The sequence below is a fragment of the Alcaligenes faecalis genome, assembly GCF_041521385.1.
GTDB lineage: Bacteria > Pseudomonadota > Gammaproteobacteria > Burkholderiales > Burkholderiaceae_B > Alcaligenes > Alcaligenes faecalis_E.
The window spans coordinates 2872794-2896142 of sequence record NZ_CP168006.1; the positions used below are offsets into that span (position 1 = coordinate 2872794).

The following is a 23349-nucleotide window of genomic DNA, read 5'->3' on the forward strand; positions in this document are numbered from 1 at the left end:
GAGCAGCCGTTGATTCAAATGCAGATCCATCCACAGTGGTCTACGGCGTAGCTCCTTGTCTGTGATGCAGGGTTAATGCCAAGGCTTTGAGCAGGGTTTGTCTTCGCCCAGGCGGATTTCAGAAGGGTTTTGAATATATGGATCATCAACTATCAAGCAGTCCCAGCCTGAACCGGCCTTTGTACGACCTGGACCTGTTGTTGGCTTTGTTGACGGTGGTCGATTGCGGCAGCTTTACGGCAGCCGCCACACGTTTGCATTCCACCCAGTCCACGATCAGCCAGAAAGTGCGACGCCTGGAAGAACTGGCTGGGCTGCGTTTGCTGGACCGGGCCAGCCGGGGAGTCAGTACAACCGAGGCGGGGCAGACCCTGTTGGGTTACGCCCGCCAGATGCTGGCCTTGAATAATCAGTTGTCAGAAGCCTTGTCGGGTTCTTTGGTGACCATCTCGGTACGACTGGGTGTGCCAGAGGACTTTACCAACGGTCAGACCATGCGGGTTCTGGCGGGTTTTAATCGGCGCTTTCCGCAGGTTCGGTTGGAAGTCAGTAGCGGTTTGAGTAGTGATTTGCTGGCCGCTTATGATCAGGGGGAACTGGACCTGGTGTTGGTCAAACAGCGTCACAACGCCCGTGAGGCGGTGGCCTGCTTACCCGAGCAGACCGCCTGGGTGGATAGCGCCACTGATCCAGTTTTTCATTTGGACCCTATCCCGTTGGTGACCTTCCCGCGCCGTGGCGTTTATCGAGAGGAAATCATCAGTGCAGTGGAGTCCTTGGGGCGACGTTGGCGTATCAGTTTTACCAGCTCCAGTTTGAGCGGTATTCAGGGGGCGGTGGCAGACGGGATGGGTATCAGCTTGCTGCCACGACGTGCGGTGCGGGCTGATCATATTGAACTGGGGCAAGCGCAAGGCCTGCCCCGTATTGATGCTTTTGAACTGGCGATTTTGCATAGGCCTCATGCCAATGAGATGGTGACGGCCTTGTCTCGTGTGCTGGTAGAAATGTTGGCCCCCGAGAGTGAGCGCCGCGTTTGACACCTTAGCGTTCTGCCTGCGAGAGTGGCAAAGACGCGTCAGGCTTTAGTGCTTTGGCGTGACCGGATCAAAGTGCGTCATGACATCCAGCACGGGCTCTTCGGCCATCACACGCGCCCGTGCAGCCACGGCAATCTCGTGCCCCTGGGCTATGGTCAGCCTGCTATCCATTTCCAGGTCTACTTCTACCCAGATCATGTCGCCCAATTTGCGGGTGCGCAGTTGGTGTATCCCTTCCACACCGGGAGTCTCGAGCAAGAGCTTGGCAATGCGCTCTTCAGTTTCTTGATCGACCGCTTTATCTGTCAGGTCGTGGAAGGCGCCTATCGCAAACTTCCAGCCTGTGCGCAGAATCATCAAGCCAACCATGCTGGCGGCCAAGGGGTCACCCAAGGGCAAGCCTGCCAAGTTCGCCATGACTCCGACACTGACAACCAGGGAGGATGCGGCATCCGAGCGGGCATGCCAGGCATTGGCAGCCAGCATGGTCGAGCGTAACCGTTTTGCTACACGCAACATGTAGCGAAACAGGAGTTCTTTGCTACAGAGTGCAGTCAAGGCAATGGCCAATGCAATGGGGTGTACAGCCTCGATGCTGCTGGGGTCGCGCAGGGCAGAGACGGCATTCCACAACATACCTGCTCCCACAGCCAGCAAAAGGCCTCCAATGGCCAAGGTGGCGGCCGTTTCGTAGCGCAAATGACCGTAGGGATGGTCTGCGTCCGGGCCTTGGCGGCTATGGCGGTTGGCAATCAGCACTACAAAATCTGACAGCAGATCAGACAAAGAGTGAATGGCGTCGGCAATCAGGGCTTGAGAATGGGCGAACAGGCCCACCATAATTTGCAGCATGCTCAGCCCGATATTGACAAGGACGCTGACCCAGGTGGAGCGTTGAGCGCCACGGTGCCGGTCCAGATCAGAAGGGGTAATGTTTTTCATGCCAAACGGTCCTTGCAAGCAAAGCAGCAGGCTGTGTATCAATACAGCAGTTTCAAGATAAAGAGTGTATCGGCTTTCCTGGGCTGCGGGGCGCTGAAAGGGGCTTGGCAGGCTGTTTTGAGCCTTTTCTTGGGTACAGGTAGGCAAAAAAGCCTCGCTTTTGAGCGAGGCTTTCGGGCGTATCAGGAATGCGTCTTAATTGATGCGCATGCCTGGCTGGGCGCCAGGGAACGGTTCCAGAATATAGATGCCTGGATCGACTGCATCATCAGCATGGCTCGCGGCAAGAACCATGCCTTCTGATACGCCAAAGCGCATCTTGCGAGGAGCCAGGTTAGCCACCAGAACGGTCAGCTTGCCGATCAGGTCGTCGGGTTGGTAAGCCGACTTGATGCCGGAGAACACTTGGCGCAAACGGCCTTCGCCAGCGTCCAGGCTCAGGCGCAGTAGCTTGTCCGACCCTTCTACGGCTTCGCAGCTCACAATCTTGGCAATACGCAGATCAACCTTGATGAAGTCTTTGATATCGATGGTGTCGGCAATCGCTTCGCCACCGGGCAGTACGACAGGAGCGGGTGGGGGGGCCAGCAGTTCGTCCACCATGGCGCTGTCTACCCGTTGCATCAGGTGTTTGAATGGAGCGATGTGATCAGGCAAGGCGGCCACGTCGTCCCAGACAAAGCCGCGGTCCAGACCGAACAGTTCGCGGGCAACGCGATCAGTCAGGGTAGGCAAAATGGCGGTCAGCATGACGGACAGGCCCTTGAAGCCAGCCAGGGTGCGCGAGCAAATGTCTTGCAGCGCGTTTTTCTGGGCTTGCTCGGCGGTCGCAATGCCTTTGGCCATGACCCAGGGCTGGGCGGTGTCGAAAGCCTGGTTGATGATGTCGGCCTGGGCCATGATCTGGCGCACGGCACGGCCGTACTCGCGGCTTTCCAGATCGGCGCGGACTTTCTCGGCAACTTCCTTGAGCTGGTTTTGCAGCTCGGAAGTGTCGCCCTGGTAAGCCAGCTTGCCATCAAAGTGCTTGCTGATGAAGTTGGCTGCACGGCTGGCGATGTTGACGTACTTGCCGATCAGGTCGCTGTTGACGCGGGCAATGAAGTCGTCCGGGTTGAAGTCCATGTCCTCAACGTGCGAGTTTAGCTTGGCGGCCATGTAATAGCGCATCCATTCTGCGTCCATGCCCAGTTCCAGGTAGCGCAGGGGCGAAATGCCGGTGCCACGGCTCTTGGACATTTTTTCGCCGCTAACGGTGATGAAACCGTGCACGTTCAATGCGTCAGGCACTTTACGACCGGAGAACTTCAGCATGGCAGGCCAGAACAGGGCGTGGAAGTACACGATGTCCTTGCCGATAAAGTGGACTTGCTCGGTGCTGCCTTCCGGATCCAGCAAGGCATCAAAGTCCAGACCGGCCTTGACGCAATAGGCTTTCAAGGAAGCCAGGTAGCCCACAGGCGCGTCCAGCCAGACGTAGAAGTACTTGCCGGGCGCATCCGGGATCGGGATACCGTAGTAAGGTTCGTCGCGGGAAATATCCCAGTCGTTCAGGGACGCTTCGGCCCCTTCGCCTGTACCCAGCCATTCGCGGGTTTTGCCCAGCACTTCCGATTGCAGACGTGGCTTGCCCTGGGCATTTTTGCCCGTGGTCCACTCTTGCAGGAAGGCGACACAGCGCGGGTCGGACAAACGGAAGAAGAAGTGTTCCGAGGTCTTTAACACCGGACGCGCGTTGGTCAGGGTGGAGTAGGGCTCGATCAGCTCGGTAGGTGCGTAGACAGCACTACAGACTTCGCAACTGTCGCCATACTGGTCCTTGGCATGACACTTGGGACATTCGCCCTTGATGTAACGATCGGGCAGGAACATGCCTTTGACCGGATCGTAGAACTGTTCGATGGTGCGGGTATCAATAAAGCCGGCGCTCTTTAGCGTGCGGTAGATATCCTGGGCCAGCTCGACGTTCTCTGGCGAGTCCGTGCGGTGCCAGTGGTCGAATTTGATGTTAAAGCCGTTCAGGTAAGTGGGGCGTTCGGCCGCGATCTTGTCGACCAGTTGAGCGGGGGTAATGCCCGCACTTTCGGCTTTGAGCATGATGGGGGCGCCATGGGCGTCATCTGCTCCAACGAAATGAACGGTATGTCCCGACATTCGCATGGACCGAACCCAGATGTCGGCCTGGATATATTCCATGATGTGGCCGATGTGAAACGAGCCGTTGGCGTACGGCAGGGCGGTCGTAACAAATATCGTTCGTGACATGACTTAACAAAATAAAAGAGAAAGGGAACAAGGATTCTACGGTCTATTGCACACTTGTGCTGAGCCAGACAGAGGAATGTCCACGGACAAGTTGCTGATGGGTCATTGCGAATGATACAAATGCACACACCCTGAGCCTGTGACGACTCAGGGTGTTCGGGGGGCAATACCTAATCAGCGTTGCTGTGCATCAACTGCGTGGCGCACAGTCAAGAACTGTTAAGGAATCTCGCGCATCTCGATGTCGGTGACATCACGCGAACGTGGTGCTGTCGACTGTTTGCTGGCAGCGGCAGGGCGGCGGCGCTGGTCCCAATAGGCTTTGACGCCAAAAGGACGGCCACTAATACGCGCCACAATGTATAAAATGCCGATCGCAATAGCAGTGGAAACCATGAAGATAAACGCCATGATTGCACCGAAAATTGTCAGCAAGACAAAGAGGGCTGTGCGGATAATCTGGTTAAATGTGTTCATAGGGTTAGTATGACATCATAAGTGTAAAAAAATTCCCCTTGAACCGCTAAATTTCTGGTTTAAAGGTATGGTGATGTTTCTTTATATCAAGGTTTTGGATAAATGACAGTGAGTTCCGAGCGCGTGTTGCAAGCCCTGGAGAGTGTGACCGATCCCAACACGTTAAAGAAGTTATCGGTCGATGCGGGTCGATGCGAACTGAGCATGGATCAGAACCAGGTTGAGCTGACGTTGCATCTGCCCTATACAGCGTATGACATTCAGGGGCAACTGCGCGAACGTATCGAGCAAGCCTTGGCGGGCGTGGGTGCCACTCTGTCCAAGCTGCATCTGAGTCCTCGTATTGGTATACATGCCGTGCAGGAAGGCTTGCGCCCCATGCCCAATATTCGCAACATTATTGCGGTGTCCTCGGGCAAGGGCGGGGTCGGCAAAAGTACGACTTCGGTGAACCTGGCCTTGGCCTTGCATATGCAGGGTGCGCGTGTCGGTTTGCTGGATGCGGATATTTACGGTCCTAGTGTGCCCACTATGCTGGGCCTGCACGAGCGTCCGCGCAGTGCTGACGGCAAGATGATGGAGCCGCTGATTGGCCACGGTCTGCAAGCGAACTCGATTGGTTTCTTGTTGGATGAGGACGCTCCCGCAATCTGGCGCGGTCCGATGGCCACCCAGGCGCTGACACAGTTGCTTACACAAACGCGTTGGGACAATCTGGACTATTTGATCATCGACATGCCCCCAGGCACGGGTGATATTGCCTTGACTCTGTCGCAGAAAGTTCCATTGACGGGGGCCGTCATTGTGACTACCCCTCAGGATCTGGCCCTGATCGACGCCAAGCGTGGCCTTAATATGTTCCAGAAGGTCAATGTGCCTGTCTTGGGTATTGTGGAAAACATGTCGGTTCACATTTGCTCGAATTGTGGTCATGCCGACCCGGTCTTTGGCCAGCATGGTGGTCGCGATATGGCCAGTCAGTTCAACGTGCCTTGGCTGGGTGCCCTGCCGTTGGCAATGAGCATTCGGGCTCAAACCGACTCTGGTACCCCGACGGTGATTGCCAGCGCAGACAGTCCCGAGGCCCGCCTGTATCACGAGATTGCCAATCGCGTTTCGGCTAACTTGTCGCAACTTCCTCCAGACACGTCGGGGCAGCGCCCCAAGGTTGTTCCTCGTCCTCTTTGAGTACGTATGCGCAAATCCGGCTTTTGCCTGTTGTTTTCGATAGTTCTGAGCCCTGCAGTATGGGCTCAGTCTTCCGTTCCTGATGTCATTATTGATCCGGGGGGCGTGCCCCCCCAGGCGCTGAAAGAAATTCAGCGCGCGGTCAGTGCCATTACACGTTTGGCGGAGGATCAGGACTTGGGAGAGGTCTCGCGCCTGCGACGCCGGGCTCATGATGCGACCGTCTCCGCCTTGCAGACTCAGGGTTATTTTGACTCTGTGGTCACGCTGGAGGTGGGCGAGGATTCCAGCGGTGAATATTGGGACATCATTATTCAGCCGGGTGAAATCACGCGCGTACGAGACATTGCCCTGGACTTCAAAGGCAAGATTCAGGAGCCGGAGTACCAGGTGCGTCTGGAAGGAATCAAAGCCAGCTTTCCCCTGAAAGCGGAGGATCCTTTTTTAAATTCAGTCTGGTCGTCGGCCAAGGCGGATTTGCTGGAAAGTGTGCAGCGTCAGGACTTTTACTACGCTCGTTACATCGAGACGCGGGCGACGGTGCTGGCGGACGAAGGCGTGGCTGACCTGTCCCTGAAAGTGGATAGTGGGCCGCGGGTTCGCATGGGGCCGCTGGAAACCACTGGCCTGAAGCGGGTTCCCCAGTCCTTGATCGACCGTTATGTGCGTTACACACCAGGCGACCCTTACGATCAGGACAAGTTGGACGAGTGGCAGCAATCATTGGCTGCCACCACTTTCTTTCGGGGCGCCTTTGTCACCCTGGATGAAGAGGCCGGCAGCAAGAAAGAACTTCCTGATGGTGATGTAGAACTGCCAGTGCATGTGCGGGTAACAGAGGCGCCGTCTAAACAGTTCACCGGCTCTTTGGGTTTTGACAGCGACCACGGAGCGCGTGTTGAAGCCTTGTATCGAAAGAATATTGTGTTTGGCCTGCCTGTCTGGTCCGAGGCCGGTATCGGGGTGGATAAAAACCGCCAGAGGGCGTTTTATGACATCCATTTGCCACCCACGATTCGCGGCTACAAGAACAGTTTTGGCGTTTTGTACGATCGTTCCGACGTTGAAGGTCTGGATACGGAGCGAGTGGCTTTGGGCTGGAAGCTGCGTCAGGAACGAAAGGCGGCGGGCACTAGCCGCGTAGAGTATGAAACGGAGTGGGGTTTGCTGGGGGCCTGGGATAAGACCAAGATTTCTGGTCTGCCAACGCGTGAAACCCCTTCAGCCATTGCAACCTGGCAGTGGTTGCGTCGCGATGTGGACAAGAAATACGACCCACGTGAAGGCAATTTGATTGATTTTGGTGTTGGTGCTGGTGTCACCCTGGATCGGGGTGAAAGGTTTTACCGCAGCAATTTGCGACTCCAGCAATGGTGGCCGGTTGGAGATTGGGACGTCTTGTCCGTACGTGGTGAAATCGGCAAAGTGTGGGGGATGACGGATCGGACGCCGCCTGATTTTGGCTATCGCACCGGGGGCGCGCGCAGTATCCGGGGCTATAAGTATCAAAGTATTGGTCTTGGGCGCAGCGATGCTGTGGTGGGGGCTCCGGCCATGGCGGTGGCCAGCGTGGAGTACACGCATTTTTTCACCAGCACATACGGTATGCGTGCCTTTGTGGATGTGGGCGATGCCGCGTCCAGTTTTGGTGATATGGACTTGGCGTGGGGTTACGGTTTGGGCGCAGTGGTCCGAACCCCTGCCGGGCCTTTTAATCTTGATCTGGCCTATGGTCAGCGGGATAAACGCTTACGTTTAAGTTTCTCTTTGGGAATCGCATTTTAATGGCTTGGCTTCGGCGCTGGTTCCGATATTTCGCATTGTGGGGTATCCCCTTTGTGGTGGTGGCCCTGCTGCTTGTTTGCGGCTTTGTGTATTGGGTGCTGGCCAGCCAGGCCGGTACGAGCTGGGCTCTGCGCACGGCTTTGCCCTACGCGCAGGGCAGTGCCCAAGGCGTGCGCGGGACGATCTGGGATGGCTTGAGTATCGACCACCTCGTGCTGGCCCTGCCTGACACCCACGTAGATATCGAACGTTTGCGTCTACAGGCTAACTGGAAAGAGCTATGGGAGCGTCGCTTGCATGTGGTGGAGCTCAGCGCCCATAAAGTGGATGTGGCCTTGACATCCTCGGACGAGCCCAAATCCGACGAACCCTTCAAAATGCCCGAGCTGCCCATCAGCATTGCCGTGGACAAGCTGGCCTTGGGGCAGTTCTTGTTGACGCAAGATGGCACTCCCTTGCCGGTCGCGATTGCAGATTTGTCCTCGGCACTGGCTTTGGATTCCGGCAGTGCACAACTGCGGCTGTACGATTTGATGGTGGCCAATGAGTCCATTCGCGCTGGCTTTCAAGGCGAAGTGGCGTTGGATGGTCTGGAAGCGCCTTACCCGGCCCGAGCTGATATTCAAATCATTGCACGTGGTTTGACGGCGGATTCACCGATTTGCGCGAAGCAGTATCTGCCTGCCTATGCGGAGCAGTCGAAGTCCGGAAAACCCGCCGCGAAGGCAGTAGCCGACCCGTCCAAAACAACCAGCGTTGCTGACACGGTTAAGACCTCTGCCAAGGCGGCTGCAGCTTCCGCTGCTGAGAAAACTGACAATCGAACAGCAGAAAAATCATCAGAAACAACGTCGGAAAAAGCAGCAGAACAACACGCCGAACCTGCACAGGCCGTATTGACGCAGCAAGGCCAATCTGAGGCCAGCGAACAGAGTCGTGCGATTTCTTCCAGCCAATCTGTCGATCAGCCTGTAGATGCTCATGGTGTCGCCGGAGTCATCAGTTCCGAGCCTGGGGGCAGTACGGGTCTTGCCGAGGAAGAACGTATCCAGAAGCCGGTTGCTGTTCCTGAGCCCGAGCCTTTGCCCGATTGTGTGGTCAACGCGCAAATCACTTTGAATGGCTCTTTGGAACAAGCCACCTTGCTGCTCAATGGTCATGGTCAGGGCTATAGCCTGGATGCCAGCGCAGAGTTGAGCCCGTTGGATTCCGTGCCCGTGCGTCAGGCCAAGCTGGCCGTGAAACTGCCGGACGAGTCCTCGCTGGATGCCGATTTTGCCTGGGATGCCACGCAGGAAGGCGTACATGTCCAAGACCATTTCAAAGGTCAGTTCCGTAGCAGCAAACTGGATCTGCACGCCTTGCTGGGCGATGTGCTGCCAGACGCCTTGATCAATACCCAAGGCCAGTTTGATGTGGTCTTGGCAGATAAAGAGCAGTTGCTCTCCGCCAACGTAGACGTACAACTTTTGCAAGGCAGCCGCTGGAACAAACAGACTGCAATCGGCCAGATCAAGGCAAAAGCCTCTGCACCGGCTCAGCCAGGCCAGCCGGATTGGTGGCGTCAGTTAAGTGTTTCGGATGTGCTCACCGATATGAAGATTGGTGATAACCAGGTGCAGTTGAAAGGTGGCTTTGGCATGTCTGGCAAGGCCGAGCTGGATTTGCTGGCGAAGGTTCCTCGTGCTGAGCAACTGTGGCCTGGTTTGGAATTGGGCAAGGTTTTGGCAGAAGGGCAGTTGCGTGGCGATATCGCTCATCACACTTTGCAGTTGAAAGGCCAATACGACTTGGGCGGCACGGCCAAGGGGCAACTGGGCCAAGGTTTGGCCGAGGCGGATCTGGCACTGGAAGGTGGTTGGCACTTTGCCGATCAGGGCAAGGCTGCCTATTGGGATGGCAAGGTAAGCCGTTTGGTGGCCGACCATGCCGGATTGATCGTTCGTTTGCAGTCGGCACTGCCTGTGCGCTTTACCGATGCTTTGCGGGCGCCAGAGCCTCCGGCTCAAGTTGCCACAGCAGCGGCCAAGGACCAAACCACGGTTGACCGTGATGCAGCGGCCCCATCCTCTTCGGCAGAGGCCACTACGCCAGCGACTGCACAGACGACGACTACGTCTGCTACAGCGACAGCAGAGCCAGCGAAGGCACAGGCGGGTGCTCCCGAAAACACAGCCGATAAAACTGTAAACGCTCCCAAGGTACCTGAGCCATTGGCCCCCTGGTCGGTACGAGTCGGTGCTGGTACTTTGAGCACGACGGTTGATGGTGAGCCCTGGATCAATCTGCGCCACCAGGAGTCTAGTTACCAACCTGACCACTGGGCCAGCCGCGGCGAGTTGCTGGATCTGGTCTTGTCCGAACCTCGCATCGCGCGTTTGTTGCGTAAAGTTGGCGTAGAAGGAAACGCTGACAAGGCCAAGGGTGGCGTCAAGATTGCCAAGAACAAGAAAACGCAGCCGCCTGAAATTGATATCAAAGCTCGTTGGGATCTGAAGTTCAATGGCGCCTTGGCGGGGCAGGTGCGTGTAGACCGTGTCGCGGGGGATGTTCAGGTTCTTGCCGAACCCCCCATGTCTCTGGGTCTGGAGGATCTGAGCATCGTCATTGATGCGAAACCTACCTCAGGTACCACCAGCCGGCTGGAGGCCCAGTTGGATTTGCGTACCAAGGAAATGGGCTACCTGACTGCCAAGGCACAAACACCCATTCACGGGCTGGCTCTGGATGAGAACGATCGCAAAACGGTCAGCATTCAAGCTGATATTGATGATTTGAGCTGGACGAGCCTGTTTTTGGGCGATGCCATGGAGCTGGGTGGTCGCTTGAATGCGGACGTGAGTATTGATGTGGGCGCGAAATGGGCCTGGACCAGCCGCGGTACGGTTACTGGCCGCGAGTTGCGCTTTACTCGCCTGGACGACGGTATCCGTCTCATTGACGGGCAGTTGGATGCCAGTTTTGACGACGATATTTTCCGGCTGGATTCGTTGACCTTCCCGGCCCGTCCACGGGTAGAACCGCAAGAGTGGCGTACGGCCACCTGGTTGAAAGAAAGTCCGGAGGCCAAAGATGGCAAGCTGACGGTTTCCGGGCAGTGGAATCTGAGTACTCAGCAAGGGGCATTTGGCGTCGATATTTTCCGTTTCCCTATTTTGCAACGCTCTGACCGTTACGCCATGATGTCCGGCAATATCAATCTGGACATGGAACTGCCCCGTATTGCGATTACCGGTAAGGTGGTGGCCGACGCAGGATGGTTCAATCTGGATATGTTGGGCGGCATTCCCACGGTAGACAGCGACGTGGTGATTGTGCGGGCGGGTGATGAACCTGCCGCCGAGCCATCTCAGGCAGCCACTGATATGAGTATGGATATTGAGGTGGATTTGGGCCCACGCTTTTATCTAACTGGGTATGGCGTGAACTCTGGCCTGGTTGGCAATCTGCGGATCACGATGGCGGGTGGCAAGTTAACTGGCATGGGCGCCTTGCGCACTCGTGGTGGACGTATCGAGCTGTATGGACAGAAACTCTTGCTCAAGCGCGGTACGGTGACCTTTCAGGGCGATATCACCTCGCCGATTCTGGATATTGAAGCTGTGCGCACCGGTCTGGCGGTAGAGGCAGGCGTTAAGGTGATTGGTACGGCGCGCAGACCCCGAATCGATTTGGTGTCTTATCCGGAAGTCAGTGAAGTTGAAAAATTGTCTTGGCTCCTGCTGGGACACGGACCGGATGATTCCGGTGGCGATATGGCCTTGCTGCTTAGCGTGGGTACCTCTTTCCTGGGTGATGGCGAACCCTTCTACCGCAAGTTCGGTATTGATGAAGTTGCCATGCGCTCGGGTGACCTGGGCAGTGCCGGTAGCATTTTGCCGGTGGAAAGTGTGGTCAAATCCCTGAACAGTGGCACCAGCAATGAAGAGCGCAAGTTCATTGCGATTACCAAGGCCTTGACGGCCGATTTTTCGGTCAGCCTGGAGCAGGCCATGGCCGATACCGGCACGGTAGGTCGAGCCAGCTACCGTCTGGCGCGGGGCCTGACCGCTGAGCTCAGCGCGGGTACGGTAAACGGTCTGGCCCTGATTTACCGCTGGTTCTCCAAGGATTGATGCAGGCTGCCCGGCTGCAAACGGGCAGCCAATTGTGGTGCAAATGACATATTTGCGCCGCAATTGGCTTGTGTGTGCCTCTAAACGATAAAATAACCGGTTACTGATTTAAGGCGGCTAATTTCTTATGAGTATCAAAAGCGACCGTTGGATTCGGCGGGCTGCTGCCCAAGGCATGATTGAGCCTTTCGAGCCAGGCCAAGTGCGCAATGTAGACGGACAACGTATCGTCAGCTACGGCACCAGCAGCTATGGCTACGATGTGCGTTGTGCCAACGAATTCAAGATTTTCACCAATATCAACTCGACCATCGTGGATCCCAAGGCCTTCGATGAAAAATCCTTTGTGGATTTTGTCGGGGACGTGTGCATTATTCCGCCCAATTCTTTCGCGCTGGCTCGCACGGTCGAGTACTTTCGTATTCCCCGCAGTGTGTTGACCATGTGTCTGGGCAAAAGCACCTATGCCCGTTGCGGCATCATCGTGAACGTGACCCCGCTGGAACCCGAATGGGAAGGCCATGTCACCTTGGAGTTTTCCAACACCACTCCGCTGCCAGCCAAGATTTATGCGGGCGAAGGGTGTGCACAAATGCTGTTCTTTGAAAGCGATGAAGTGTGCGAAGTGTCGTACCGCGATCGTGGCGGCAAATATCAGGGTCAACAGGGCGTTACCTTGCCCCGTACCTAGGAGTTCTGGATGAAGTTTCGTTTTCCCATCGTCATCATCGACGAAGACTACCGTTCCGAAAATACGTCGGGCCTGGGCATTCGAGCCCTGGCCTCGGCGATAGAGGCCGAAGGCGTAGAGGTTCTCGGGGTCACCAGCTATGGTGACCTTAGTTCTTTTGCGCAACAGCAAAGCCGCGCGAGCGCCTTCATTTTGTCGATTGATGATGAGGAATTCGATGTGGATTCCCCAGAGGACGTCGCCAACGCGATCAAGAACCTGCGCTCCTTTATTGGCGAGCTGCGGTTCCGCAACGAGGACATCCCCATCTATCTGTACGGCGAGACACGCACCTCGCAGCATATCCCCAACGATATTTTGCGCGAGCTGCACGGTTTCATTCACATGTTCGAGGACACGCCTGAGTTCGTGGCGCGTCACATCATCCGTGAAGCCCGCTCTTATCTGGAAAGCCTGGCACCGCCGTTTTTCCGCGAACTGGTCAAATACGCGTCTGACGGGTCTTATTCCTGGCACTGTCCTGGGCACTCGGGTGGCGTAGCTTTCCTGAAAAGCCCGGTTGGCCAGATGTTTCACCAGTTTTTTGGTGAAAACATGCTGCGTGCCGACGTCTGTAATGCGGTCGATGAGCTGGGGCAGTTGCTGGATCATACCGGCCCGGTCGCTGAGGCCGAGCGCAACGCGGCTCGTATCTTCCATGCCGACCATTGCTTTTTCGTCACCAATGGCACGTCCACCTCCAACAAGATCGTCTGGCATGCGAATGTGGCCAATAACGATGTGGTGGTGGTGGACCGTAACTGCCACAAGTCGATTCTGCACGCCATTACCATGACAGGCGCTATTCCGGTGTTTCTGCGTCCAACCCGCAACCACTTGGGTATTATTGGCCCCATCCCGCAAGAAGAATTTTTGCCGGAGAATATTGCGCGCAAGATCGAGGCCAATCCCTTTGCCAGCAAGGCCAAAAACAAGAAACCCCGTATTCTGACGCTGACGCAAAGTACGTACGACGGCGTGATCTATAACGTGGAAATGATCAAGGAAACGCTGGACTCCAAGATCTCTACGCTGCACTTTGATGAGGCCTGGTTGCCACATGCGGCTTTCCACGACTTCTATCACGATATGCATGCCATTGGTGCGGATCGTCCGCGTACCAAAGACACCATGATTTACGCCACGCACTCCACACACAAAATGTTGGCTGGTTTGTCGCAGGCGTCCCAGATTACGGTGCAGGATGCGGAAAACCGCCCCTTGGACCGCAACGTGTTCAACGAAGCGTATTTGATGCACACCAGCACCAGTCCGCAGTATGCGATTATTGCATCCTGTGATGTGGCTGCGGCCATGATGGAGCCGCCCGGCGGCACGGCACTGGTCGAAGAAAGCATTTGCGAGGCCATGGACTTCCGTCGCGCCATGCGCAAGGTGTCCAAGGAATACGGCGAGAACGACTGGTGGTTCAAGGTTTGGGGCCCGGATAATCTGCCTGAAGAGGGTATAGGCCAGCGCGAGGACTGGATTTTGCGCTCCGATGCGGAATGGCACGGTTTTGGCAAGTTGTCGACCAACTTCAATATGCTGGACCCGGTCAAAGCCACGGTCGTGACACCTGGTCTGGATATTTCCGGCACCTTTGCCGAGCAGGGCATCCCGGCTGCCCTGGTGTCCAAATATCTGGCTGAGCACGGTGTGGTGGTCGAGAAAACCGGCTTGTATTCCTTCTTTATTCTGTTCACCATTGGCATCACCAAAGGCCGCTGGAATACCTTGCTGACCGCCTTGCAGCAGTTCAAGGACGATTACGACCGCAACCAACCCATGTGGCGCATCTTGCCGGACTTCTGCAAAACCCAGCCTACGTACGAGCGCATGGGCTTGCGAGACCTGTGTCAGCAGATTCACCAGGCTTACCGCAAGTACGATCTGGCCCGCTTGACGACCGAGGTGTACCTGAGCGACATGGTTCCCGCTCTGAAGCCTTCGGATGCCTATGCCAAGATGGCGCACGGCGATATCGAGCGCGTGGGCATTGACGAACTGGAAGGCCGTGTGACGGGTGTCTTGCTGACGCCTTACCCGCCCGGTATTCCCTTGCTGATTCCTGGCGAACGCTTTAACTCGCGCATTGTGGAGTATCTGCAATTTGCGCGCGAGTTCAATGCCCGCTTCCCTGGCTTTGAAACCTATGTGCATGGACTGGCGCAGGATATTGGCCCCGATGGACTGCCACGCTACTACGTAGACTGTGTGCTTGAGTCTGAAACCAACGAGTAAACCCGCGTGATCCCTTTTTTTGATGTTGCCGTCATCGGCGCAGGTGCGGCCGGTATGATGGCTGCCAGTATCGCAGGCCAGCGCGGCCTGCGAGTGGTATTGATTGATCACGCTGAAAAGCTGGCCGAGAAAATCCGTATTTCCGGTGGAGGGCGCTGTAACTTCACCAATACGGGTACTTCGCCAGAGAATTTTCTGTCCAAAAACCCGCATTTTTGCCGTTCGGCCTTGGCGAGCTATACCCCTCAGGATTTTCTGGAACTGGTGCGAGAGTACCGCATCGGTTTTCATGAAAAGCACAAAGGCCAGTTGTTCTGTGATGACTCCAGCGAGTCCATCATCCAGATGCTGCGTCAGGAGTGTCTGAAAGGCCAGGTGTCCTGGCGCATGCCCTGTTCGGTGCAGTCCATTGGCCGTACCGAAGAAGGTTTTGTGCTGCGAACCAGTCAGGGCGATTTGAATGCCTTGCAGGTGGTGATTGCCACAGGTGGCATGGCGATTCCACAACTCGGTTCCACGGACTACGCTTTGCGTGTAGCGCGTCACTTTGGTTTGAAAGTGATTGAACCACATCCGGCTCTGGTGCCTTTGACCTTTGATGGCCGGGACTGGAAACCATTCTCTGCCTTGAGCGGCATGGCTTTGGAGGTGGAAGTCAGTACCGGGCAGGGTAAGCAGCGCCAAGCCTTTTTGGAAGATTTGCTGTTCACGCATCGAGGCCTGTCCGGGCCGGGTATCTTGCAGATTTCCAGCTACTGGCAGTCAGGCCAGAGCATTGGTGTGGACTTGGCTCCCGGTCAGGATATCGCGCAGCAATTATTGGATTTGAAGGCGGGTAGCCGCCAGCAGTTGCTCACTGTCTTGTCGACCTTGTGGCCACGTCGTCTGGTCGAGCAATGGCTGGATACCTCGGACTTGTTGCCCAAAGGTGTCGGGCAGCAGCGTTTGGCCGATCTGCCTGATCGCGTATTGCGCGCGGTGGGACAGGTCATCAATGCCTGGGAGTTGAAACCCAGTGGCACCGCAGGCTATAAAAAGGCGGAAGTGATGAGTGGCGGCGTGGATACACGCGAACTGAATCAGAAAAGCATGGAAGCGCGTAAAGTACCTGGCTTGTTTTTTATTGGCGAAGCGGTGGATGTCACCGGCTGGCTGGGTGGATATAACTTTCAATGGGCTTGGGCGTCCGCGGCAGCGTGCGCACGCGCATTGAAGGTGCAAGCAGGTCAGAGCTAGGTAAACGAGTGGAAGCGGCAAGTTGCAGTCTTTGCGGTCGCTTTTGAAATCAACAGGATTGTGGGCTGGTTTGTCAGGGAGGCGATATGCAACTGCCAGGAGATAGAAAGTACGTAGTAAGTCACGAGTGGGCCAAGGATGAAGACGGTATTGTGCTGGTTGGCATTACCGACTTTGCTCAGGACCAATTGGGTGATTTGGTGTTTGTGGGGGATTTCACTCCTGGTACCCGTTTGGCTGCAGGTGCAACAGCGGGTGTGGTTGAATCGGTCAAGGCCGCTTCCGACATTTATGCACCTGTGGCGGGCGAGCTGGTGGAATTCAATCAGGCTTTATCCGATGCCCCACACCTGATTAACGAAGCCCCGTTTGATACCTGGATTTTCAAGCTTAAGGCTGATAATCCGGCTGATTTGCAAGGTTTGCTGGATGGTCCTGCTTATGCAGCGGTGGCCGAGTAAGTTCAGATATTGAGCTAGCAGGAGTGCGCATTGACTTTGCCTGATCCAGGCGGGTCGATCGTAAAAAAGGCCTGAATCCGTGAAATCGGATTCAGGCTTTTTATTTGGCTTCGAGCGTAAGCTTTTGGGCTTTGGGCAGGGTCGGGTGGCTGCGTGATGCAAGTCGCCGGGCTTCTGCTGGAGAGCCTGAGGCTCAGTCCACTGTCGGGGCTCAGTTTTCCTTGCTGTTGATCTCTGTGCCGATAGAGTGCCGGCTTTGTTCACTATCAAAGCGCAGGCCTTGGCTCATTGGCGTAGAGCTGGTTTGCCGCAGGGCAGGTAAACCCAGGCCCCCAGTAGTTTCGCGGCTCTCTTAACGACTACGACGGCGATAGGTCACATAGTCGTAAGTGAAGCTATTTTCCTCGGGCTGGGGCAGACGTTCTACTTCCTGCCATTGGCCAACGGGTAGCTCTGGAAAGAAGGTGTCGCCGTCCACATCAGCCTTGATCTCGGTTGCGATCAGTTCCTGCGCCATAGGCAGGGCCAGACGGAAAAGCTGTTCGCCACCAATCACGCAAGCTGTCTCAAAGCCAGGGCAAGCGGCCAGGGCGTCGTCCAGATTGCTGAACACCTGTGCACCCTCTGCCTGGTAATCCGCATTGCGGCTGATAACCAGATTTGGACGGCCAGGCAAAGGACGGCCCAGCGACTCCCAGGTCTTGCGGCCCATGATGATGGGCAAACCCATGGTCACGCGCTTGAAGTGCTGCAAGTCGGAAGGCAGGCGCCAGGGCAGGTCGTTGTCCTTGCCTATGCAGCGATTGGCCGCATAGGCAACGACCAGACGAATAAAAGGGGTGGAACTCATACGGCAACAGGCGCCTTGATATGGGGGTGAGGATCGTAGTCGGTGATTTCGAAGTCTTCGTACTCGTAATCAAACAGACTGGCGGGTTTGCGCTTGATCGTCAGCGTGGGGTAGGGGCGTGGTTCACGCGACAACTGCAACTCGGCCTGCTCGAAGTGATTGGAGTACAGGTGGCAGTCGCCGCCTGTCCAGATGAAATCACCCACCTCCAGGTCACACTGTTGCGCCACCATGTGGGTTAGCAAGGCGTAGCTGGCGATATTGAAGGGCACACCCAGGAAAATATCCGCACTGCGCTGGTAGAGCTGGCAGGATAGCTTGCCGTTGGCCACATAAAATTGGAACAGGGCGTGGCAAGGGGGCAGAGCCATCTGGCCCACATCCGCCACATTCCAGGCCGAGACGATCAGGCGACGTGAGTCGGGATTCTTGCGAATCTGCTCCACCAACTGGCTGATCTGGTCGATGTGACGACCGTCGGGGGTCGGCCAGGAGCGCCATTGCACGCCATAGACCGGGCCCAGATTGCCGTCCTTGTCGGCCCATTCGTCCCAGATGGAGACGCCGCGCTCTTGCAGCCAGCGCACATTGGACTCACCACGCAAAAACCACAGCAACTCAATAAAGATGCTGCGGGTATGCAGTTTCTTGGTGGTGATCAGCGGGAAACCCTGCGACAGATCGAAGCGCATTTGGTGACCAAATACCGAGTTCGTGCCGGTACCTGTGCGGTCACCTTTGGGAGTGCCTTGGGTGTAGACCAGGCGCAGCAGGTCTTCGTAGGGATAGAGGGACATGTGTGTGGCCTCAGGCTTGCTGAATGTCGACGGAGTAGGTGATTTCGGCAGTTTTGCCCAACATGGCCGACGCCGAGCAGTACTTGTCGTGCGACAGTTGTACGGCACGCTCCACCGCTGCTTGGGGGAGGTCCTTGCCAGTCACCACAAAGGTGAAGTGGATCTTGGTGAAAACCTTGGGGTCGGTGTCGGCGCGTTCGGCCGTCAGTTTCACTTGGCAGCCGGTAATAGCGTGACGCCCGCGTTTTAGAATCAGCACCACATCGTACGCAGCACAACCACCGGCACCGGTCAGCAGCATTTCCATGGGCCGTGGGGCCAGATTATTACCACCACCTTCAGGGGCGCCGTCCATGGCTGTCACATGACCACTGCCGGTACGGGCAACAAACAGCATTCCTTCTGTGCCGCCCCAGTCGATTGTGCATTCCATCTGAATTCCTTTGTGTGCAGTGCGAGCCAAGGCTCGTCAGTAGATTGATAGCCGTGATTGTACTTTTTGATGGGGGCTGTGTCGCGCCTGGATGGAAACCAGGGTTAGCGTGATTTGACGCGGATTTTTGCAGTTTTATGGCTAATTTGAATATGAGGCCTGAATGTGGGCCTTGTTACTGCTTAGGGCATCTGACTGTGGTGGGTGCTGTGCCTGTATAAGGAATTCTATATAGATAAATCAGAGTAGAACCGTAGCTTTTGTAAGATTTAGACTGGTTTTGTTTATTGTCCTAGGATAAACTTCTGCTCGGTACACGGCATTTTGAAACAGATATGTCACAGGGGTTTACCCTCGCCTATAATGGCTGTCGCCCGTATACCAAAAAATGTCGTGCTCGTATTTGTTCTGTCTCAATAAACCTTGCTTTCAGTGGGGGCTTTATTCAGGCGTAACAGACGGGTGTTTTAACATGACGGCTCTCGCGACCTAGGCAGTCGCAGATTTTTTGCGTCCATGCTCTTTTGATCTGCGACGCGTCAAGGTGCCGCCGAGCTGCTTGGCAGCTTCACATTAACCAGGCCTGGATCATTGTGAATACCGTTTCAATACTGCTACTAGCTTTCATATTGTCCGTTACAGGACTCTTTGTTTTCATCTGGTCGTTACGTCGTAACTTCTTTGACCACAGTCCCGCTGCTTCGCGTGAGATCTTCTCCAAAGGCGAAATCGGGCAGGTAGATGACCCTTCCGCCACCCCCGAACAACGTCAGGCACTTCAAGAAGAAATGGGTCGCAAGACAATTTCTGCTGAGGATCGTCAGGCGCTGAGCGTGGAGCTGGCAGAGCGCGTGGAAGCCGACCGCTCCTCCGCTAAGGTCACGTTCATTTTGCTGGCCTGTTCGGTCTTTTGGCTGCTGTTTGCCTCGACGGCAGGTCTGATCAGCTCGATCAAGCTGCACGATCCCGAATTTCTGACGCAGCACGCCTGGATGACTTTCGGGCGCATGCGTACGTTGCACCTGAACGGTGTGGCGTATGGTTGGGCTCCAATGGCCGCTTTCGGGGTCGCCATGTGGATGCTGCCTCGTTTGCTCAAGACTCCCCTGATCGGTGCGCGTTATGCCATCACGGGCGGGATCTTGTGGAATATTGGTCTGGCTATCGGTCTGACATGTATCGCGATGGGTATCACCGACGGTATGGAATGGCTGGAAATGCCTTGGCAGGTTGATATCCTGATGGTGATCGGTGGTGCCCTGGCTGCCTTGCCATTGGTCTTCACCTTGCAAAACCGTCGTGCTCACCACCTGTATGTCTCGGTGTGGTACATGGGCGCCGCCCTGTTCTGGTTCCCCATTTTGTTCCTGGTTGGTAACCTGCCTGCCGTACACGTGGGTGTTGAGCAAGCAACCATGAACTGGTGGTTTGGCCACAACGTGCTGGGTCTGTTCTACACCCCTATGGCTCTGGCTTCGGTGTACTACTTCCTGCCCAAGATCATTGGTCAGCCTATCAGTTCCTACAACCTGTCTCTGGTGGGTTTCTGGGGTCTGGCATTTTTCTACGGTCAGGTTGGTGGTCACCACCTGGTTGGGGGTCCCGTGCCGCAGTGGATGATTACGCTGTCTATTGTGCAAAGCATGATGATGATCATCCCTGTGCTGGCGTTCTCGATCAACCAGCACTACACCATGAAGGGGCACTTCCGGACCCTGATTCATTCGCCTACCCTGCGCTTTATCGTGCTGGGCGGCATGATGTACACCGTCAGTTCGATTCAAGGTTCCTTTGAAGCGCTGCGCAGCATCAACACGATTACCCACTTCACGCACTTCACGGTTGCCCATGCCCACATCGGCTTGTACGGCTTCTTTACCATCGTGATGTTCGGTGCCATCTACTACGTGATGCCACGCGTGCTGTCCTGGGAATGGCCTTACCCCAAACTGATCTCCCTGCACTTCTGGCTGGTTGTGATTGGTTTCTCCATTTACGCCATCGGCCTGAGCATTGGTGGCTGGCTGCAAGGTTTGGCCATGCTCGATCCGGCTAAAGCCTTCATGGAGTCGGTGTTTGTCACGATGCCTTACCTGAAGTCGCGCTCGATTGGTGGTGGTTTGATGACGTTGGGTCACCTTGTGTTTGCCTTCCACTTTGTGGCAATGGCTTTGCGCTATGGCAGCCGTCGTATTGGTCCAGCCCTGTTTCACCAGCGCTCGGCAACTCGCAATGTAGTGGAGGCATGATTTAGTCATGGAAAGCGAATACAAACTATTGGGCGGCGCCATGGTGACGCTGGCCCTGGCCACATCGGCTCTGGTCGTTGTCCCTTACCTGCAGGTTAAAAGAGTGGAGCCCTCTCCAGGGCTCAAGCCTTACACCGAGGTAGAACTGCGCGGCCGTCAGGAATACATCGACATGGGCTGTGTTTACTGTCACTCGCAGCAGCCGCGCAGCCAGAACCAGGCTCCCGACTTCCAGCGTGGCTGGGGTCGTGCTTCAGTGGCAGGCGACTACTATTACGACACCCCTCATTTGCTCGGCACCATGCGTACCGGCCCTGACTTGCTCAATATTGGCGCACGTCAGCCTAGCGTGGACTGGCACCTGGGTCACTTGTATCAGCCTCGTGCTTACACCCCTGGCAGCAATATGCCTTCTTACCCCTTCATGTTCGAGCTCAAGGACAAGGCAGAGGAAGGCGATAAGGTTGTCAATTTGCCCGGCGAGTTCGCACCTGAGGGCAAGGTGGTTGTGGCCAAGCAAGAGGCCCTGGACCTGGTTCAATACCTGTTGGCGCTGGATCGTACGTATCCCGTATCGCCAGCCAGTGTTATCAAATAAACAGGCATTGTTGAGCTAGCGCGCCCCGCAGGGCGGGGCGCCTCGGAGAATTAGAATGAGCGACAATCGTAAGTATGAAGCACAGCTGCGTGAGCATGCCGATCCGGAAGAGAATGCAGCGCCGATCCCTTGGGTGGTTCTGCTGATCATTGCAGGTTTGTTCCTGTGGGGCATTTACTATATTTTCAGCAGCGACCTGAGCCATGATTCAACCGTGGGCGACAACCGTATCGTTGCCGACTTCGAATTGCCAGAAGGCGCGGTAGATGGTCAGCAATTGTTCGTAGCCCAGTGTGCCGCCTGTCACCAGGCAACGGGCGCAGGTGTTCCTGGCGTATTCCCTCCACTGGTCGGTTCCGAGTGGGTGCTGCGCAAACCAGAAGTCTTGGTCCAGATCATGCTGCATGGTGTGACCGGTGAACTTACCGTCAAGGGTAATAAGTACAATGGTGCAATGCCTGAGTTCCGCGAGAAGTTCAACGACGAGGAAATGACGGCCGTTGTTAATTACCTGCGTACAGAATTGGGTGGCAATAGCGCCGATCCTGTAGACGTGGCCTTTGTCAAAGCCGAACGTGAAAAAACAGCTGATAAAACCGACGCCTGGAACGGGGATGCCGACTTGGCTCCCATGGAAGAGTAGGACTGCAATGATGGGCCAGCGATGAGACTGTTTATAAGTATTCTCCTGGTTTTTGCCCTGGGTATTGGGGCTCTGGCCCATCTGACGCAAGGGTTTACTGCCCTGACCGCCGAGACGGCCCGTCGCAATGATGTCGCCGCTTCGCCGCGTCTGATTTCCGATGTCGACGTACTGCTCCCGGCCGGGGGCAGTACTCAGCTAAGTTCCCTGCTGCAAAATGATGGTCGCATCACCATCGTCAATTTCATCTATACCCGCTGCGTCACGCTATGTCTGGCGATGGGCTCGGAGTATCAGCAACTGCAAAAAGCCATTGTGGACGAAGGCTTGCAGGATCGTATCCGCCTGCTGAGCATTAGTTTCGATCCCACCGATTCGCCTGATCACCTGCGCCGCTACAGCAAAACCATGAAGGCCAATTCGGACGTCTGGCAATTTGTCACCATGATGCCTGGCGAACAGCGCCAGCGTGTGCTGGATGATTTTGGCATTATCGTGATTCCCGCCCCTTTTGATGAGTACGAGCACAACGCGGCCTATCACGTCGTTAGCCCCGAACCGCGACTGGGGCGTATCGTGGATTATGGTGAGCCTATGCTGGCCCTGGCCTACGCCAAACGGGCCTTAGAGGACCTGAACAAGACGGAGGGACCGTAATGTCGTTGAAACGTGTTGTTGCACCCTCTACGGTACGTCCCTATTTAGGTAGCGCGCTGGCCTTGCTGGCTGCCGTGCTGTTTGCGTGTGCTGCGTTTTGGGATCGTCCTCTGACGGTCTCCATGAGCTTGCACATGCTGGTGCACATACCACTGCTGGTGCTTTCGGGCGTTGCCCTGCAGCTAGCCTTGCGCTATCAGGGGGTAGGCCGCTCACCCGCCATGCAGGCCTTGCTGCGCCCTTATTACGCCCTGAATGAATATGGTTTGCCCGGCCTGATCCTGGTCAGTTTTGCGGCGGCTTACTGGATGGTTCCCAAGGCGCTGGATGATGTTCTGGTATCGCCTTCGATGGCCACTGCCAAATATATTGGCCTAGTGCTGATGGGCATGTTGTTTATGGAGTCCTGGCGACGTGCCCACCTGGTGTTTCGCCTGTTTTTCTTTGGCAACTTCAGTTGGATGATGGCCATTGTGGGTTTGCTGTATTACGACAATCCGGTTCGGCTCTGTAATTTCTATCTACAGTCCGACCAAGAGATTGCCGGCATAGGCTTGGTTATCATGGCTTGTGTGCTGCCATTGCTGTGGCTCTTGTCCGAGAGCAAGGCCGTGATTGCCTTTTTGCGGCAATAATACC

General features: G+C 55.8%; 19 protein-coding genes. 13 read left to right on the forward strand and 6 right to left on the reverse strand.

The window, feature by feature from the left end; all coding sequences use genetic code 11:
- Positions 1–137 precede the first annotated feature (137 nt).
- Entirely contained in the window at positions 138–1040 is a 903-nt protein-coding gene (locus ACDI13_RS12890; protein ID WP_316990965.1) for a LysR substrate-binding domain-containing protein, read from the forward strand.
- 45 nt (positions 1041–1085) lie between these two features.
- Here the strand turns inward: ACDI13_RS12890 and ACDI13_RS12895 are convergent, their stop codons facing one another.
- From ACDI13_RS12895 to ACDI13_RS12905, 3 genes are all read right to left on the reverse strand, one after another.
- Positions 1086–1982: a cation diffusion facilitator family transporter gene (locus ACDI13_RS12895; RefSeq protein WP_316990964.1), complete on the reverse strand. Its 897-nt coding sequence runs from the start codon at positions 1980–1982 to the stop codon at positions 1086–1088.
- A 195-nt stretch (positions 1983–2177) separates the two neighbouring features.
- The gene (gene metG, locus ACDI13_RS12900) at positions 2178–4247 is read right to left on the reverse strand and encodes a methionine--tRNA ligase (protein WP_316990963.1); all 2070 of its coding nucleotides are present in this window, start codon (positions 4245–4247) and stop codon (positions 2178–2180) included.
- 219 nt (positions 4248–4466) lie between these two features.
- A complete protein-coding gene (locus tag ACDI13_RS12905) occupies positions 4467–4724 on the reverse strand; it encodes a hypothetical protein (protein ID WP_045930818.1) in 258 nt (85 codons plus the stop codon).
- 102 nt (positions 4725–4826) lie between these two features.
- On the opposite strand from ACDI13_RS12905, the gene apbC reads away from it, so the two are divergent.
- The 7 genes from apbC to gcvH all read left to right on the forward strand — a co-directional run bounded on the left by apbC (position 4827) and on the right by gcvH (position 16483).
- A complete protein-coding gene (gene apbC / locus ACDI13_RS12910) occupies positions 4827–5912 on the forward strand; it encodes an iron-sulfur cluster carrier protein ApbC (protein ID WP_316990962.1) in 1086 nt (361 codons plus the stop codon).
- Between the two features lie 6 nt (positions 5913–5918).
- A complete protein-coding gene (locus ACDI13_RS12915; RefSeq protein ID WP_316990115.1) occupies positions 5919–7697 on the forward strand; it encodes a BamA/TamA family outer membrane protein in 1779 nt (592 codons plus the stop codon).
- Positions 7697–11812 carry a translocation/assembly module TamB domain-containing protein gene (locus ACDI13_RS12920; protein WP_316990114.1) on the forward strand — a complete coding sequence of 1372 codons (4116 nt, stop codon included), beginning with the start codon at positions 7697–7699 and terminating at the stop codon, positions 11810–11812. Before ACDI13_RS12915 ends, ACDI13_RS12920 begins: the two co-directional genes overlap by 1 nt.
- Positions 11813–11939: 127 nt before the next feature.
- On the forward strand, positions 11940–12503 hold the full coding sequence (gene dcd, locus ACDI13_RS12925; protein ID WP_316990113.1) for a dCTP deaminase: 564 nt from the start codon (positions 11940–11942) through the stop codon (positions 12501–12503).
- 9 nt (positions 12504–12512) lie between these two features.
- The gene (locus ACDI13_RS12930) at positions 12513–14786 is read left to right on the forward strand and encodes an arginine/lysine/ornithine decarboxylase (RefSeq protein WP_316990743.1); all 2274 of its coding nucleotides are present in this window, start codon (positions 12513–12515) and stop codon (positions 14784–14786) included.
- A gap of 54 nt (positions 14787–14840) precedes the next feature.
- On the forward strand, positions 14841–16022 hold the full coding sequence (locus tag ACDI13_RS12935) for an NAD(P)/FAD-dependent oxidoreductase (protein WP_372373125.1): 1182 nt from the start codon (positions 14841–14843) through the stop codon (positions 16020–16022).
- Positions 16023–16108: 86 nt separating this feature from the next.
- A complete protein-coding gene (gene gcvH / locus ACDI13_RS12940) occupies positions 16109–16483 on the forward strand; it encodes a glycine cleavage system protein GcvH (protein WP_086060363.1) in 375 nt (124 codons plus the stop codon).
- 352 nt (positions 16484–16835) lie between these two features.
- Here gcvH and ACDI13_RS12945 read toward each other — a convergent pair whose 3' ends face one another.
- Genes ACDI13_RS12945 through ACDI13_RS12955 form a run of 3 tightly spaced genes read right to left on the reverse strand, consistent with a single transcriptional unit; the run spans position 16836 to position 18563 of the window.
- Positions 16836–17333, reverse strand: a complete 498-nt coding sequence (locus ACDI13_RS12945) for a dihydrofolate reductase (protein WP_316990745.1) — start codon at positions 17331–17333, stop codon at positions 16836–16838.
- A complete protein-coding gene (locus tag ACDI13_RS12950) occupies positions 17330–18130 on the reverse strand; it encodes a thymidylate synthase (RefSeq protein WP_316990746.1) in 801 nt (266 codons plus the stop codon). Before ACDI13_RS12950 ends, ACDI13_RS12945 begins: the two co-directional genes overlap by 4 nt.
- Before the next feature lie 10 nt (positions 18131–18140).
- The gene (locus ACDI13_RS12955) at positions 18141–18563 is read right to left on the reverse strand and encodes an OsmC family protein (protein ID WP_316990747.1); all 423 of its coding nucleotides are present in this window, start codon (positions 18561–18563) and stop codon (positions 18141–18143) included.
- 593 nt (positions 18564–19156) lie between these two features.
- On the opposite strand from ACDI13_RS12955, the gene ACDI13_RS12960 reads away from it, so the two are divergent.
- From ACDI13_RS12960 to ACDI13_RS12980, 5 genes are read left to right on the forward strand one after another with little or no spacing between them, the layout of a single operon-like run.
- On the forward strand, positions 19157–20812 hold the full coding sequence (locus ACDI13_RS12960; RefSeq protein WP_316989226.1) for a cbb3-type cytochrome c oxidase subunit I: 1656 nt from the start codon (positions 19157–19159) through the stop codon (positions 20810–20812).
- A 7-nt stretch (positions 20813–20819) separates the two neighbouring features.
- Positions 20820–21410, forward strand: a complete 591-nt coding sequence (locus ACDI13_RS12965) for a cbb3-type cytochrome c oxidase subunit II (RefSeq protein ID WP_094195575.1) — start codon at positions 20820–20822, stop codon at positions 21408–21410.
- Between the two features lie 55 nt (positions 21411–21465).
- Complete coding sequence (locus tag ACDI13_RS12970; protein ID WP_316989227.1) at positions 21466–22053, forward strand: cytochrome c; 588 nt, start codon at positions 21466–21468, stop codon at positions 22051–22053.
- A gap of 21 nt (positions 22054–22074) precedes the next feature.
- Positions 22075–22710 (forward strand): SCO family protein, encoded by a 636-nt coding sequence (locus ACDI13_RS12975; RefSeq protein ID WP_316989228.1) that lies wholly within the window; start codon positions 22075–22077, stop codon positions 22708–22710.
- Positions 22710–23345, forward strand: coding sequence for a hypothetical protein (locus ACDI13_RS12980; RefSeq protein WP_316989229.1), 636 nt, complete (start codon positions 22710–22712; stop codon positions 23343–23345). The genes ACDI13_RS12975 and ACDI13_RS12980 overlap by 1 nt, the downstream gene beginning before the upstream one ends.
- The last annotated feature ends 4 nt before the right edge of the window (positions 23346–23349 follow it).

Excerpts from the sequence above, each read along its gene's own strand:
- ACDI13_RS12915 (WP_316990115.1), top strand. The coding sequence starts at position 5,919 with ATGCGCAAATCCGGCTTTTGCCTGTTGTTTTCGATAGTTCTGAGCCCT.
- gcvH (WP_086060363.1), top strand. The coding sequence starts at position 16,109 with ATGCAACTGCCAGGAGATAGAAAGTACGTAGTAAGTCACGAGTGGGCC.
- ACDI13_RS12955 (WP_316990747.1), bottom strand. The coding sequence starts at position 18,563 with ATGGAATGCACAATCGACTGGGGCGGCACAGAAGGAATGCTGTTTGTT.
- ACDI13_RS12935 (WP_372373125.1), top strand. The coding sequence starts at position 14,841 with ATGATGGCTGCCAGTATCGCAGGCCAGCGCGGCCTGCGAGTGGTATTG.
- ACDI13_RS12905 (WP_045930818.1), bottom strand. The coding sequence starts at position 4,724 with ATGAACACATTTAACCAGATTATCCGCACAGCCCTCTTTGTCTTGCTG.
- metG (WP_316990963.1), bottom strand. The coding sequence starts at position 4,247 with ATGTCACGAACGATATTTGTTACGACCGCCCTGCCGTACGCCAACGGC.
- ACDI13_RS12980 (WP_316989229.1), top strand. The coding sequence starts at position 22,710 with ATGTCGTTGAAACGTGTTGTTGCACCCTCTACGGTACGTCCCTATTTA.
- ACDI13_RS12920 (WP_316990114.1), top strand. The coding sequence starts at position 7,697 with ATGGCTTGGCTTCGGCGCTGGTTCCGATATTTCGCATTGTGGGGTATC.
- ACDI13_RS12975 (WP_316989228.1), top strand. The coding sequence starts at position 22,075 with ATGAGACTGTTTATAAGTATTCTCCTGGTTTTTGCCCTGGGTATTGGG.
- ACDI13_RS12950 (WP_316990746.1), bottom strand. The coding sequence starts at position 18,130 with ATGTCCCTCTATCCCTACGAAGACCTGCTGCGCCTGGTCTACACCCAA.
- ACDI13_RS12895 (WP_316990964.1), bottom strand. The coding sequence starts at position 1,982 with ATGAAAAACATTACCCCTTCTGATCTGGACCGGCACCGTGGCGCTCAA.
- ACDI13_RS12965 (WP_094195575.1), top strand. The coding sequence starts at position 20,820 with ATGGAAAGCGAATACAAACTATTGGGCGGCGCCATGGTGACGCTGGCC.
- apbC (WP_316990962.1), top strand. The coding sequence starts at position 4,827 with ATGACAGTGAGTTCCGAGCGCGTGTTGCAAGCCCTGGAGAGTGTGACC.
- dcd (WP_316990113.1), top strand. The coding sequence starts at position 11,940 with ATGAGTATCAAAAGCGACCGTTGGATTCGGCGGGCTGCTGCCCAAGGC.
- ACDI13_RS12930 (WP_316990743.1), top strand. The coding sequence starts at position 12,513 with ATGAAGTTTCGTTTTCCCATCGTCATCATCGACGAAGACTACCGTTCC.
- ACDI13_RS12945 (WP_316990745.1), bottom strand. The coding sequence starts at position 17,333 with ATGAGTTCCACCCCTTTTATTCGTCTGGTCGTTGCCTATGCGGCCAAT.
- ACDI13_RS12970 (WP_316989227.1), top strand. The coding sequence starts at position 21,466 with ATGAGCGACAATCGTAAGTATGAAGCACAGCTGCGTGAGCATGCCGAT.
- ACDI13_RS12890 (WP_316990965.1), top strand. The coding sequence starts at position 138 with ATGGATCATCAACTATCAAGCAGTCCCAGCCTGAACCGGCCTTTGTAC.